Annotated in this window: 13 protein-coding genes; 7 read left to right on the forward strand and 6 right to left on the reverse strand. The window is 66.3% G+C overall.

From position 1 onward, the window contains the following. Window positions 1–235: 235 nt before the first annotated feature. Window positions 236–1,480 carry an NAD(P)/FAD-dependent oxidoreductase gene (locus tag X946_RS23175; protein WP_038752630.1) on the forward strand — a complete coding sequence of 415 codons (1,245 nt, stop codon included), beginning with the start codon at window positions 236–238 and terminating at the stop codon, window positions 1,478–1,480. A gap of 312 nt (window positions 1,481–1,792) precedes the next feature. Here X946_RS23175 and X946_RS34400 read toward each other — a convergent pair whose 3' ends face one another. Next, complete coding sequence (locus tag X946_RS34400) at window positions 1,793–2,059, reverse strand: hypothetical protein (RefSeq protein ID WP_152611785.1); 267 nt, start codon at window positions 2,057–2,059, stop codon at window positions 1,793–1,795. Window positions 2,060–2,311: 252 nt separating this feature from the next. Here X946_RS34400 and X946_RS23180 point away from each other — a divergent pair, with 252 nt between their 5' ends. From X946_RS23180 to X946_RS23190, 3 genes are all read left to right on the forward strand, one after another. Then, on the forward strand, window positions 2,312–2,602 hold the full coding sequence (locus X946_RS23180) for a DUF3331 domain-containing protein (RefSeq protein WP_038752632.1): 291 nt from the start codon (window positions 2,312–2,314) through the stop codon (window positions 2,600–2,602). A gap of 216 nt (window positions 2,603–2,818) precedes the next feature. Further along, the gene (locus X946_RS23185) at window positions 2,819–3,805 is read left to right on the forward strand and encodes an oxidoreductase (protein WP_038752710.1); all 987 of its coding nucleotides are present in this window, start codon (window positions 2,819–2,821) and stop codon (window positions 3,803–3,805) included. A 227-nt stretch (window positions 3,806–4,032) separates the two neighbouring features. Next, complete coding sequence (locus tag X946_RS23190; RefSeq protein ID WP_038752711.1) at window positions 4,033–4,344, forward strand: DUF4148 domain-containing protein; 312 nt, start codon at window positions 4,033–4,035, stop codon at window positions 4,342–4,344. A gap of 574 nt (window positions 4,345–4,918) precedes the next feature. On the opposite strand, the gene X946_RS23195 is transcribed toward X946_RS23190, so the two are convergent. From X946_RS23195 to X946_RS23215, 5 genes are all read right to left on the reverse strand, one after another. Then, a complete protein-coding gene (locus tag X946_RS23195; RefSeq protein ID WP_038752636.1) occupies window positions 4,919–5,875 on the reverse strand; it encodes an alpha/beta hydrolase in 957 nt (318 codons plus the stop codon). A gap of 35 nt (window positions 5,876–5,910) precedes the next feature. Further along, window positions 5,911–6,408 carry a thioesterase family protein gene (locus X946_RS23200; protein ID WP_038752639.1) on the reverse strand — a complete coding sequence of 166 codons (498 nt, stop codon included), beginning with the start codon at window positions 6,406–6,408 and terminating at the stop codon, window positions 5,911–5,913. A 2-nt stretch (window positions 6,409–6,410) separates the two neighbouring features. Then, window positions 6,411–7,376: an L-carnitine dehydrogenase gene (locus tag X946_RS23205; protein WP_038752642.1), complete on the reverse strand. Its 966-nt coding sequence runs from the start codon at window positions 7,374–7,376 to the stop codon at window positions 6,411–6,413. 106 nt (window positions 7,377–7,482) lie between these two features. After that, a complete protein-coding gene (locus tag X946_RS23210) occupies window positions 7,483–8,412 on the reverse strand; it encodes a 3-keto-5-aminohexanoate cleavage protein (RefSeq protein ID WP_038752712.1) in 930 nt (309 codons plus the stop codon). Between the two features lie 79 nt (window positions 8,413–8,491). After that, on the reverse strand, window positions 8,492–9,442 hold the full coding sequence (locus X946_RS23215; RefSeq protein ID WP_038752644.1) for a choline ABC transporter substrate-binding protein: 951 nt from the start codon (window positions 9,440–9,442) through the stop codon (window positions 8,492–8,494). Between the two features lie 264 nt (window positions 9,443–9,706). On the opposite strand from X946_RS23215, the gene X946_RS23220 reads away from it, so the two are divergent. From X946_RS23220 to X946_RS23230, 3 genes are all read left to right on the forward strand, one after another. After that, window positions 9,707–10,651, forward strand: a complete 945-nt coding sequence (locus X946_RS23220) for a GlxA family transcriptional regulator (RefSeq protein ID WP_038752646.1) — start codon at window positions 9,707–9,709, stop codon at window positions 10,649–10,651. Window positions 10,652–11,137: 486 nt separating this feature from the next. After that, window positions 11,138–12,841: a M36 family metallopeptidase gene (locus X946_RS23225; RefSeq protein ID WP_038752649.1), complete on the forward strand. Its 1,704-nt coding sequence runs from the start codon at window positions 11,138–11,140 to the stop codon at window positions 12,839–12,841. Window positions 12,842–12,949: 108 nt separating this feature from the next. Next, window positions 12,950–14,176, forward strand: coding sequence for a M28 family metallopeptidase (locus tag X946_RS23230; protein WP_038752652.1), 1,227 nt, complete (start codon window positions 12,950–12,952; stop codon window positions 14,174–14,176). Window positions 14,177–14,234 lie beyond the last annotated feature (58 nt).

Genomic DNA, 14,234 nt, shown 5'->3' on the forward strand with positions numbered 1-14,234 from the left:
CGCATATACCGGCAATTTCATCGGGGACATAGCAGGCATTTTGGAATTTCGATGAAATAATGCGAGCGCGCAATCGGTCAGCCGGCCCTTTCATTTTCCCGTCGAGCCGGCTTGCCCGGTTCAGGCGGCACCGTGCCGGCCGGTCGCGCGATTCGCCCGCCGTTCGACTCCGATCCAACTCCGATCCGGCGGAAATCGGCCGCCGTTCGCACCACGCATCATTTACGCTCGCTTCATGGATTTCGACGTCATCGTTCTCGGCGCCGGCATCGTCGGCGTATCGGCCGCGCTGCATCTGCAGGATCGCGGCCGCAGGGTCGCGCTCGTCGACCGCGGCGCGCCCGGCGGCGGCACGAGCTTCGGCAACGCCGGGCTCATCGAGCGGTCCTCCGTCGCACCGTACGCGTTTCCGCGCAACCCGCTCGCGCTGCTGCGCTACGCGATGAACCGCTCGACCGAACTCTATTGGGATCGTGCGTCGCTGCCGTCGTTCGCGCCGTGGCTCGCGCGCTTCTGGTGGGAATCGTCGCCGCGCCGCCGTGCGGCCGCCGCGCGCGACATGCTGCCGCTCATCGAGCTCAGCGTCGCCGAGCACGATGCGCTGATCGCGCGCGCGAACGCCGGCGACCTCGTGCACGCGCGCGGCTGGATCGAAGCGTATCGGACGCCGGAGCGCCTCGAGCATGCGGCGCGCGGTGCGCGGCGCGACGCGAGCCGGCACGGCCTGCGCGTGGCGACGCTCGACGCGTCCGCGCTCGCCGCGCAAGAACCCGCGCTCGGCGCTGGGTTCTGCGGCGCGCTGCACTGGCTCGACCCCAAGAGCGTCGTCGATCCCGGCGCGCTCGTCAAAGCGTACGCGCGGCTCTTCGAGCGCGACGGCGGCGCGCTGCTCGAAGGCGATGCCGCGAGCGTCGAATCAAGCGGCGACGGCTGGCACGTGAGCACGGCCGACGGCGTCGCGACGGCGCGCGAAGTCGTCGTCGCGCTCGGCCCCTGGTCGGATACCGTGTTCGCGAAGCTCGGCTACCGGATACCGCTGCGCGAAAAACGCGGCTACCACATGCATTACGCGCCGCCCGACGGCGCGCCGCTGTCCGCGCCCGTCGTCGATCTCGAGCACGGCTACGTCGTCGCGCCGATGCGCGGCGGATTGCGGCTCACGACAGGCGTCGAGATCGCCGCGCGCACGCTGCCGCCGACGGGCGTGCAGCTCGCGCGCGCGGAGCGCATCGCGCAGCCGACGTTCAGGCTCGGCCCGCGGCTTGATCCCGCGCCGTGGCTCGGCTTTCGGCCGTGCACGCCGGACATGCGCCCCGTGATCGGCGCGGCGCCACGACACCGCGGCATGTGGTTCGCGTTCGGCCACAACCATCACGGGCTCACGCTCGGCCCCGTCACGGGGCGCCTGCTCGCGGAAATGATGTGCGGCGAGCCGACCGTCGCGGACGTCGCGCCGTTTCGCGTCGAGCGGTTTCTGTGATTCGAAGCGGGAAGCCGCGGGAGCGCGGGGGGCGGCAGCGGCATTCGATACGCCGGCACGCTCGCTCGCGCACCGTGACGAGAAGCGCCGCCGCGAATGCATGCCCCGTATGCGTTCCAACGGCAAAGGACCGGCCGACATAATCCGTGCATCATGTCGCTCGCCACGCGCCGCATGACCGATTCGCTATTCGCCCACTAAACAAAACCTGCGCGGCGGCGAAACTCAGGAGCGATATTGCGCGATCGTCGAAGCGCGACGAGCGCCTAATCGGTCATCGCGCAACGAGCAACGGGCTACGCCGCCCGCGAATCATTGCACGTTGAACGAATGGTGCTTTGCAATTTTCACAACGAACATCGTCTGAACAATCAATGCAGCCGAATCGGACGCACGAATAACCGAATTGCACTCGAACGCGCCGCGCGCAAAACGATCGCGCAAACCGTCTTCGCGTTGAAGCGAGAAACCTTGACACGCGGCGCAACAACGTGACAAAGCACTCGCCCGCACCGCATGCGCGCGCCGCGCGATGACGATCCGCAAACGGCGAATGCCGCGTGCAGCAGGCTGCGGCACGGCTCGGACGCGTTCTCGCACTCCGTTCGCGCACCATTCGAGTGAACGATTCCGCACTCCACTTTTGCCCGCAAATGGAAATCGATTGTTTCTAAATCGGCAAAAAGTAATTTGAGCCAGACAGGATGTTTTTTCCGCGCGAGCGCGCTTACATTTAGCGCACCCCTCTAATGGAAATCGCTACGGAATCGACGGAAAGCAGTTGCAATAACTGCCTAGGCCGATACCGCACGAGCTTTAGGAAACGGCAAAATGAAGTCCTCCAAATCCCAGCCTGTGCTCGATCCCGCTGACGTTCACGTCGAAATCCTCGAACGCTCCGACACGCTGCTCGTCGTCCGCTGGGTCGAACCCGGCCGCTGCCACTACGGCGAGCAACGCTGGCGCCGCCGCTTCGCGCAACGCACCGGCACTTGTGCGCTGTCGCGCCAGGTGATCCACCGCGGCGACGAAGTGTTCCGCCCCGCCGAGCGCCCGGCGCCCGCCAATGCAGGCGCGATGATTTCCGCCGCCGAAGTGCTCGGGCACGCGAGCGGCAAGTAACGCCGCGCCACACCACGCGGTTAGAGCGGCGTCTCTAGCCTGCTTCTTGTCTTCGCCGTCTTGCGTCACTACCGTTACATCAATCAATGTAACGGTGTAAAGGGTGCGAACGGCGGAAACGCCGACGCTCCGCTGCACCGGGCCCAGGGCCCATTCGCGCAAACGGCGGGCCCGAGAACGCGCTGCCCGACGGCGCGCCAACGGATGGAGACGAAGATGCATGCATGGAGCGCGCAACACGTGCTGCCGCAAGGCGGAAAAGTCGCGGTCGTCACCGGGGCCAACAGCGGCCTCGGCTGGCAGATCGCGGAAACGCTCGCCGCCAAAGGCGCGCAAGTGGTGATGGGCTGCCGGGAGTCGGCGAAGGGCGAACTGGCCGCGCACACGATCCGCACCCGTTATCCGCGCGCCCGGATCGAAGTCGAAGCGCTCGATCTCGCCGATCTCGCATCCGTGTGCCGCTTCGCCGACGCCGTCACCGATCGCCACGGCCGCGTCGACATTCTCTGCAACAACGCAGGCGTGATGTTCCTGCCGCTGCGCCACACGCGCGACGGCTTCGAAATGCAGATGGGAACGAACCACCTCGGCCACTTCGCGCTGACGGGCCTGCTGCTGCCCGCGCTGCGCGCGTCGCACCGCGCGCGCGTCGTGACGATGTCGAGCGGCTTCAACCGGCTCGGCAAGATCCGTCTCGACAACATGCTCGCCGAGCGCGGCTACAACAAGTACCGCGCATATTGCGACAGCAAGCTCGCGAACCTGATGTTCACGCTCGAGCTTCAGCGCCGCTTCGATCGCGAGGGGCTGTCGATCCTGAGCGTGGCCGCGCATCCGGGCTACGCGGCCACGAACCTGCAGTTCGCCGGCCCGGCGATGGAGAATTCGTCGCTCGGCTCATTCGCGATGCGCGTCTCGAACCGGCTCGTCGCGCAGCCGGCCGAGGTCGGCGCGCTGCCCGCGATCCACGCGGCAACGGCGGCCGACGTCGTAGGCGGCGCGTACATCGGCCCCGCGCACCTGTGCGAGACCCGCGGCTATCCGGCCGACGCGCGCATCCCGCACCAGGCGCGCGACGCGCAGATGGGCGCCCGCCTATGGGAAAAATCCGAACAACTGACCGGCGTGCGCTATCTCGACACACCGTCGCCCGGCTCGCGCCGCGGAAACTCGCGCTACGACGCGACGTTCCGTGCGCTCTGAAGCATTTCGCCAAGCCCAAGCTTGCCGCTTCGCCCGCTGCCCCCGCAGCGGGCGGGCGGTTTTTTTTGCTGTGACACCCCACCGCTTGCGGTCTGGATTTTTTCAATTTACGAAAAGATATTTCGCGAAAGCCAGCGTTTACCCGTAGGACCCCGAAGACTACGATGTAACCAATCGCTTAAGACATGGTGTCGAAAGCGAAATCGATAAAACATTCGGAGGTTCTCATGAAATCGCTCGTTTACGCTGTCGTCACCGCTTCCGCCCTGAGCGCTTCGTTCGGTGCGTTCGCGCAATCCAACCCGTCGCTGAGCCGAGCGCAAGTTCGCGCGGAGCTGGTCCAGCTCGAGAAGGCCGGCTACCACCCGGGCGTGTCGAGCCCGTACTATCCGGAAGACATCCAGGCTGCCCAAGCACGCGTGCAAGGCGCCGCCGACACGAGCGGCTACGGTGCGCAAGCCACGCCCGTCGCGCACATCGGCGCGCCGGCCGCCACGGCTCCCCGCTCGCCGCGCGATTCGATCTACTTCGGTCAGTAAAGCAGCACGCGCGCTGCGCGGCCCCGCCTGATCCGGCGGCCGCGCAGCCTGAAATCCGCATGGCGCACCGGCCGTTTCCGCGCGCCATCGCCCCCATTCGGGCCCCTAACCTCCGCCGCTCCGCAGGGAGCGGCTTAGCCTGGGCGCCTGGCGCCTAGGCGCTTTTTCGGCTAAGGCGCAAGTTCGCCGCTACGGCGGCCCCGTCAATCGAAACACGGTCGATCCTTACACAATATGTAAGGATCGATTTTGTTCATGCGTGCCTTGCATGCACGCGTCGTGCGCGGGCCGTATCGAGCATCGGCACGGCCCCTCCTCAGCGCGCGGCATGACGCGCATTCGGCTACAAAAACACTCGCCCGCATCCTGCCCGGTCACATTCCAATCGACGCGAACCTCTCGATTTCGCGTCGACGTCGATCGTTTCGCCCGGCTCGCATCCGCTTGCCGAGCGACGCGATGCGGCGCGTGCTGCGTGTGTATTCCCACCGCCCACCATCTTTCCCGATGCGATCGGTGAACGCTCGTCCGGCGCCGCCGTCCGAAGCGCCGCGCGTTCGGCGCACTTCACGCGTCACGCGCCGGGCGCGACCAGAAAATCGCATACGATCCGATGCATCCGCGCGGCCTGCGGACTCGTGTCGAGTGCGCGCCAGCAACCGTGGACGAGCCCGTCGCCGTGCCAGAAGCGCGCGACGCCGCCCGCCGATCGAATGCGCTCCGTATAGACGCGCGCATCGTCGCGCAACGGATCGTGCTCGGCGCCGACCGCCAGCACGGGCGGCAAGCCGTCGAAGCGCCGCGCGCCGAGCGGCATCGCTTCTCGCTGCGGTTCGGCATCGCCCCAATAGAAGCGGCGATACGCGTGAACGTGCGCGAGCGTGAGCATTGGCGCGTGCGCCTCCGCCTCGCGTGCGGGCGATTGCGGCTCGAAGCCGAGCATCGGATAGACGAGCGCGACCGCGCACACGCCGCCGCCCTCGCACCCGTCATCACCATGCGCTGCGCGACCGCCGTCGCGCAGCGCCGTCGCAACCGAAGCCGCGAGCGTGCCGCCCGCGCTGTCGCCGGCGAGCCGAAGCGGCAATGCAATCGGGCGGAACGGCAGCCGGCCGTCGAGCGCCGCGACGCAGACCTCCAGACAATCGTCGAGCGCGGCCGGCGCACGATGCTCCGGGGCAAGCCGATAATCGACGGCGATCACGTCGAGCCCCGTGTCCGCCGCGATCCGGGCGGCGATGAGCGCGTGACTGTCGAGCGAACCGACGACGAAGCCGCCGCCGTGAAAGAACAGCACCGTCCCGCGCGCTTCGGAGCGCCGCGAACGATAGCGCCGCAAGCCGATCGTGCGGCCGTCCGCCGCGGCGAAGTGCGCGACGGTCACGTCGATGTCCGCAGGCAACGCGGGCGTCCACGCCGCGGCGAAGCGCTCGTAGAGCACGCGCTGTTCGGCGATCGGGCGCGATGCGGCATCGTCCGGATACCACACGGCGACACGCGCGACGAACGCATCGATTTCCGGTTCCAGCATCGCGCGCCTGCGACGGTTCGTCGATCCGCGTCGCGTCAGCGACGCGCGGGCAGACCGATCACACGCCCGGCGTAAGCCGGCTCGGGATACCCGCGCTGCCGCGCATGCAGATTCGCGATCCGCTCGGCGACGTCGGCGTCGAACGGCGCCGCCTTCGGTCCGCTCGTGTCGACGTGCAGCAGCATCTGTTCGCTCACCGACACCGCGCCGTCGGCCCCTTGCGCGAACATCTCGAGATACAGATGCAGCCGCTTCGCGTCGTGCGCGAGCACGCGCGCATCGACCCGCACGCGCGTCCCCTCCTTGATCTCGTGCAGATAGTTGACATGCGCCTCGAGCGTATAGACGGAGCGGCCGCGCGCTTTGCGCGCCGCGTCGTCCAGACCGATCGCGTCGAGCAGCGCATCCGTCGCGAAGCTGAAGATCAGCAGATAAAACGCATCGCGCAGATGCCCGTTGTAATCGACCCATTCCGCGCGCACCGTGTCGCGGTGAATCGTCAGCTCCGTCGCTTGCGTCGCGGCCGTCGTCATCGTCAATCCTCGTAGCGCATCCCGTGGCGCGCCTTCACCGCGGCGATCGCCGCGATCACTTCGGTGATGCATTCGTCCCGATAGCGCTCGAGTTCCTTGATGCTTCGGTGTCCTTGCTGCTCGGCGGTGCCTTCGACGACGCGGTCGATCAGCGCATCGGTCAGCTTCGGCGCGACGAGCTTGGTCCAAGGCAGCTCCAGAGCGGGACCGAACTGCTGCATGAAATGACGCATGCCGGCCTCGCCGCCTGCCAGTGTATACGTGAGGAACGTGCCCATGAACGACCAGCGGATGCCCGCGCCAAAACGGATCGCGTCGTCGATCTCGCCCGTCGTCGCAACGCCTTCGTCGACGAGGTGCAGCGCCTCACGCCACAGCGCCTCGAGCAGGCGGTCCGCGATGAAGCCCGGCACTTCCTTGCGCACCCGCAGCGGCCGCATGCCGAGCGCACGATAGACGCCGATCGCCGCATCGACGGTTTCGGGCGCGGTGCGCGCGCCGCCCAGCACTTCGACGAGCGGCAGCAGATAGACCGGATTGAACGGATGGCCGACGATGCAGCGCTCGGGATGCCGCGCGCGTGCATAGAAATCCGTCGGCAGGAGGCCCGACGTCGACGACGCGATGATCGCATCGGGCTTCGCCGCCCGGCTGATCTGATCGTGCAGCTCGAGCTTCAATGCTTCGCGCTCGGGCGCGCTTTCCTGAATGAAATCGGCGCCGGCGACGCACGCTTCGATCGTCGAGACGAAACGCAAGCGCGCGGGCGACGCGCCGGACGCGAGCCCGGCGCGCTCGAGCGCGGGCCACGCGTTCTCGACGTTCGCGCGCAATTGTTGCTCCGCGCCGCCGGCGGGGTCCCAGGCGACGACGTCGAGTCCGTTCGCGAGCGCGCGCGCAACCCAGCCGCTGCCGATGACGCCCGCGCCGATCGCCGCGAACGTGTTGATTTCGGTGATGACAGCCATGAATCTTCGATCCTTGAACGAGAAGATGACGCGAAAGGGCCGATCCGGCGCGGCGTGCGCGCACGGCCGCTCCCGCAACGTTGTCCGGTGCTGCGCCGCGCTCGCGCTATGCGGATTCGGCGATCGCGCGCCGCTCGAGCGGACGCTCGCCGCGCGGCGGCAAGCCGAGCTTGCGTCGCCCTTCGGCCGGCGTCAGCACGCGAGCGCCGAGGCGCTCGACGATCTCCCGCGCGCGCTCGACGAGCGAGCCGTTCGTCGCGTGCACGCCGCGATCGAGCCACAGGTTGTCTTCGAGACCGACGCGCACGTGGCCGCCGAGCAGCATCGCCTGCGCGACCATCGGCATCTGCATCCGGCCGATCCCGAAACCCGCCCAGTGCGCGCCGGGCGGCAGGTTGTCGACCATCGCCTTCATCGTGCCGGTGTCGGCGGGCGCGCCCCACGGAATGCCGAGGCAAAGCTGGAAGAGCGGCGGATCGTCGAGGAGTCCTTCTTTCAGCAGTTGCTTCGCGAACCACAGATGGCCCGTGTCGAAGATCTCGAGCTCGGGCTTCACGCCCAGTTCCCGGATTCGCTTCGCGCCCGCGCGCAATTGCGCAGGCGTCGATACGTAGATGTAATCGCCGTCGCCGAAATTCAGCGTCCCGCAATCGAGCGTGCAGATCTCGGGCAGCAGCTCCTCGACGTGCACGAGCCGCGTCAATCCGCCGACAAGGTCCGTGCCCTTGCCGAAGCGCATCGGGTCTTCGCCCGCGCCGATCTCGAGATCGCCCCCCATGCCGGCCGTCAGATTGATGATGACGTCGACGTCGGCCGAGCGAATCCGGTCGACCACCTCGCGATACAACTTCGGATCGCGGCTGCCGCGGCCCGTCAGCGGATCGCGCACGTGGCAGTGCGCGACCGTCGCGCCCGCCTTCGCGGCTTCGATCGCCGCATCGGCGATCTGCTTCGGCGTGACCGGTATCGCCGGATGCTTGCCGACCGTGTCGCCCGCACCCGTCACCGCGCACGTCACAATGACTTCCTGATTCATCGCTGTCGCCTCGTTCAGATTCAAATTCGAATTCGGATGCGCGCCGCCGCGCCGATATCATGGGCGGCGAACCTTAGGCTCAGAGCCCCAGATAAGCCTTCACCGCGGCAAGACCATCCCTGCCGTCGTAGGTCTTCACGCCGGCAAGCCAAGCGTCGAGCGCCTGCGGGTTCTTCTTGAGGTACGCCTTCGCGGCTTCCGCCGGCTTCACCTTGTTCATCACCGCCTGCATCAACTGGTTCTCCATTTGCGTCGTGAAGCGCAAATTGCCGACGAGCTTGCCCGCGTTCGGGCAACGCGTCATGTAGTCGGGCGCCGTCAGCGTATACACGCGCGCTTCGCCGTAGTTCGGACCGAACGCCGCGTCGCCGCCCGACAGATAGTTCATGCTGATCTGAATGTTCATCGGATGCGGCTCCCAGCCGAGGAACACGACCCACTTCTTGTCGCGGATCGCGCGTTCGACCGTGACGAGCATCCCCGCCTCGCTCGACTCGACGAGCTTGAAGCCGCCGAGCCCGTACTGGTTCGTGTCGATCATCTTCTGGATCGTCGCGTTCGCGCTGCTGCCGGGCTCGATCCCGTAGATCTTGCCGTCCAGCTCGGCGCGGTGCTTCGCGATGTCGTCGAACGATTTCAGCCCGGCTTGATACACGTAGGCCGGCACCGCGAGCGTCGCCTTCGCGCCCGACAGATTCGGCGGCTCGACAACGGCGATCGACTTCGAATCGAGGAACGGCTGCAGTTGATGCTGCTGCACCGGCCACCAGTAGCCGAGCGACACGTCGAGCTGCTTGTTCTTGAGGCCTGCGAACGATATCGGCACGGACGAGATCGTCGTCGTCGGCTTGTAGCCGAGACCGTCGAACAGCAGCGACGCGAGTGCCGTCGTCGACGTGATGTCGGTCCAGCCGATGTCCGCGAAACGCACGTTGCGGCATGCGGCCGAATCCTGCGCGAAGGACGGCAGCGGCAGCGCGCATGCGATGGCGAGCGCGGCGCCGAGTACGAGTGTCGTGGTGGACTTCATGGTGGCCTCCCTGTTCGACGGATTCCGCAGGCAATTCAAGGGGACGACAGGCCTGCACCGTGGGCTCAAAGTTAACGGGCCATATTCGCGGCAAGGCGACCGACGGCGACCTTTTCTTGCCTGTTTGCGACTATGCGTAAAAACCATTAGATCGACGAATCGTCAGGCATGGCGGCGATTGATCGGCATGTATCGCGCGACGCGCCTTGCCTGCCTGCGTCCTGCTTGCTACGCTCGGCCCATTGCTTCCGAAGCACACGCGCGATGCCAGAAGAGTTCCATTTCCTGCTGATGCCCGGTTTCTCCGCGCTAGGCTTCATGTCCGCCGTCGAGCCGCTGCGCGTCGCGAACCGCTTCAGGCCGAATCTCTATCGCTGGTGCATCGTGAGCGCAGACGGCGCGCCCGTCGTCGCGAGCAACGGCATCTCGCTGAACGCGGACGCCGCGTTCGCACAGATCGAGCATGCGCACACGATCTTCGTGATCGCGGGCTTCGACCCGCTCGCGTGCTACACACGCACGCTCGGCGACTGGCTCAAGCGCGAGTATCGGCGCGGCGCGACGACGGGCGGCATCGACACCGGCAGCTTCGTGCTCGCGGAAGCGGGAATCTTCGACGCGTCGCATGCGCTGACGCTGCACTGGGAAGCGCTCGCCGCGTTCCAGGAGCGCTATCCGCGCCTGAAAACGACGCAGGAGTTGTTCGAGATCGACGAGCGGCGCATCACCTGCGCGGGCGGCACCGCGTCGATCGACATGATGCTCGACCTGATCGGCCGCCGGCACGGCGCCGATCTCGCCGCGACGATCTCCGAGCAGTTCGTGCTGAGCCGAATCCGCCAGCGCTCCGATCGCCAGCGGCTCGAGATCGCCGCGCGCTACGGGGTGCACAACCGCAAGCTGATCCAGGTGATCGGAACGATGGAGCATCACATGGAAAGCCCGCTGCCGTCCGACACGCTCGCGCAGGCAGTCGGCGTCACGCGCCGCCAGCTCGAGCGGCTGTTCAGCACGATCCTCGGCGATACGCCGACGCGTTTCTATTTGCGCCTGCGGCTCGATCGCGCGCGCGAACTTCTTCAGCAGACCGATATGACGGTCGCCGCCGTATGCGCGGCATGCGGCTTCGAATCGCCTTCGCATTTTTCCCGCACTTATCGCGCGCAATTCGGCGCGAGCCCGAGAAGCGACCGCAATACGCTGCGCTGAACCGCGTGCTGCGCTGAGCCGGACGCGTTGCCGCAGCCGCGATTGCGGCGGTGCAAAATCACGCGCCGCCAGACCGTTTTCGCTTATCGAACCGCCCCTCGAAAATAATTCGAAATATCATTGAAAATATTCTGTAACATGTTCTAAAAATAGATAGGCAGACTAACGACGTGAAATTCCAGTACGGCTGGTCATTTGCCGAATAGAAAAGCAGCATTCCAAATATTTATTCCGAGGGGTTTGTAATGACGATGCTCATACAGCCATCGCAGCGCTTGCCGTTTGCTCCGCCCGCCGTTCTCTGGCGGTTCCCCGTCCCTCCACCCCGCACGCTTCGCGCGCGCTGATTCCTCTCGGCGTCGCGCCGCTTTCGTTGTTGTTTCGCCCGCCTGCACCGGCCCGTCGAGGCCGGCGCACGGGCCAGGTCGTCCCTGCGGTTCCCGTGGTTTCGTTTGTTATCCAAACCTTTGAAGACGAGGACAATCTATGCAAACATCCGTCAAAGCGTTGCCGTTCGCACTGAGCCTTGCCATCGGCCTCGGCGCCGCGCTGCCTGCGTGGGCCGATTCGAAGGCCCCGAATCCGCAAGAAGAAAGCCGCCGCGCGAGCCTCACGCGCGGCGTCGTGCCGCCCGTGGAGAAGGCCGGCAAAACCGGGCAGTTCCGCCCGGGCGCCGTCGCCGTCACGCTCGCAAGCCCGTCGTTCCACGCGAAGAAATCCGACGCGGCGACGATGGCGCGCGAGTTCGTCGCCGCGCGCGCCACGCAGCTCGGCCTCGACAAGACGGCGCTCTCGAATCTCGTCGTCGCGTCCGAACGCGCCGACGCCGATTTCACCGTCGTCCGCTTCCAGCAGCGCGCCGCGGGCCTGCCTGTCTACGATAGCGACATCGCCGTCACGGTCGCGTCCGACGGCCGCGTGCTGTACGTCGCGAGCAACGCGGTGAACGGCGTCGCCGCCGTGTCGAGCAAGACGCAGGCGGTCGACGAGCAGCAGGCGCTCGATCGTGCGCGCGCATACCTCGGCGTCGGCGGCTTCGCGAGCGTGCAGTCGCAACTCGTCGCTTTCGTCGACGGCGCGGGCACCCATACCGCGTGGAAGGTTCGCGGCAAGCCGCAGGACAGCCTGCGCGGCGATTGGGAACTGATCATCGACGCGAACAGCGGTGAAGTGCTGCGCGCCGAAGACAAGGCATCCTATGCAACGGACGGAACCGGGCTCGTGTTCCTGCCGGACCCGCTGTCGTCGACCAAAAGCAGCTACGGCAGCACCGGCTACAAGGACAACAACGACGCCGACTCACCGCAATTGAACGCCGCGCGCGTGCGCGTGACGCTCAAGGATCTCGCGCAGACAAGCGGCGGATACAAGCTGACGGGGCCGTACGCGTCGTGCATCGACTTCGATTCGCCGTTCGACAACGCGTGCCCGGTGCAGTCGTCGCCGACCTTCGACTTCACGCGCTCGAACCTGTACTTCGAAGCGGTGAACGCGTACTACCACATCGACACCTTCCTGCGCTACGTGAACCTCACGCTCGGCATCAAAGCGTTGCCCTATCAGTATTCCGGCGGCGTCCAGTACGATCCGCACGGCGAATCCGGCGCCGACAATTCGTCGTATTCGTCTGGCTCGGGCCGGTTGTCGTTCGGCCAGGGCGGCGTCGACGACGCCGAGGACGCAGACGTCGTGATTCACGAGCTCGGCCACGGTATCCACGACTGGATCACGAACGGCGGGTTGTCTCAGGTCGAGGGCCTGTCCGAAGGCACGGGCGATTACCTCGCGGCTGCGTACAGCCGCGATTTCAATCAATGGAGCCCGTCCGACGCGCAATATAACTGGGTCTACAACTGGGACGGCCACAACGAGTTCTGGCCCGGCCGCGTCACGAACTACAACGTCGGCCGCACGTACGCGCAGGTCCGCAATTCCGAGATCCACACGGCCGGCCAGTACTGGGCGTCGTGCAACATAGTCGCGCGCGACGCGATCGGCGGCACGGCGATGGACAAGGCATTCCTGAAGGGGCTGTCGATGACGAACAGCTCGACGAACCAGAAGGCCGCGGCTCAGGCCGTGCTGACCGCGGCGGCGGCTCTCGGCTACAGCAGCGCGCAGCTCGATGCGATCGGCAACGCGTACAACAAGAGCTGCACCTACGGCGTGACCGTGCCGCAAAAGCTGTAACCCGCATCGAGAAAAAGACCTAAGCGACAACGTACGCGGAGCGCGCGGCGCGATCTGCCGCGCGCCCTTCCCCACGACCGTATCTCCCTCAACCTGAGGAGATCGAACATGTCCAAGCTCCAGCACGTCGCCGCCGCGGTATGCGGCGCCCTCTACGTGTCGGCCGCCCACGCCGCGCCGGTGTGGATCACGCTCGCCGATCCCGCGTTCCGCGAACTGCGCCTGATCGATCCCGCCGCGACGAGCCGCTACAGCACGGCCGTCGCGACGGGCAACGCCGCACGCACCGAGACGGTCCACGTCGCGCAAATCGACGATTCGCAGCTCGAATCGCTGTCTCAGGCGATACGCCGCACGCGCGGCCACGGCCCCGGCTTCTTCGTCCACGCCACATTCGACGAAGCGCGCACGTCGCTGCAACCGAGTGTCGCCAAGCAGGCGGCCGCGATCGACTACCCGATCACCAACTCCCAGCAGGTCCGCAACTGGATCTCGCAACTGCAGGCGAGCAACATCGTCAGCACGATCGTGTCGCTGTCCGGCTTCACGAACCGTTACTACACGACGTCGCACGGCGTCGCCGCATCAGACTGGCTCGCGCAGCAGTGGAAGCAGCTCGCCGGCTCGCGCGCCGACGTGACCGTCGAGCAGTTCACGCACACCAGCTGGCCGCAAAAATCCGTGATCCTGACGATCAAGGGAAGCGATCCGGGCGCGGGCGTCGTCGTGATCGGCGGCCATCTCGATTCGACGGTCGGCCGCACGAGCGAAAACACGCGCGCGCCGGGCGCCGACGACGACGCGTCCGGCATCGCGAGCCTTACCGAAGCGCTGCGCGTGCTGCTCACCAACCGCTATCAGCCCACGCGCACGCTGAAGTTCATCGGCTATGCTGCGGAAGAAGCAGGCCTGCTCGGTTCGCAGGCGATCGCGAAGCAGTTCAGGGCGCAGAACGTGAACGTGGTCGGTGCGTTCCAGCTGGACATGACGAACTACAAGGGAGATCCGAAGGATATCTACCTGATTACCGACTACACGAACTCGGCGCAAAACACGTATCTCGCGAACCTGGCGAAAACCTATCTGCCCGAGCTGACGGTGGGCACTTCGCAATGCGGGTACGCGTGTTCCGATCACGCATCGTGGAACGCGCAAGGCTATCCGGCATCGTTCCCGTTCGAAGCGGACCAGAACGACAATCCGTACATCCACTCCGCGTACGACACGCTCGACCGGTCGGACTCACAGGGCAATCACGCACTGAAGTTCGGCAAGCTCGCGCTCGCGTATGCGGCCGAGCTGGGCGGCGGACTGACGCCGTCCGCCAAGCGGTAAGCCGCGACGGGAGCGGCGCGCATCGCACGCCGCTCCCGAGCCGGAGCGCGTCGCCGCG

It is taken from the genome of Burkholderia sp. ABCPW 111 (assembly GCF_000773065.1).
Lineage (GTDB): Bacteria > Pseudomonadota > Gammaproteobacteria > Burkholderiales > Burkholderiaceae > Burkholderia > Burkholderia savannae.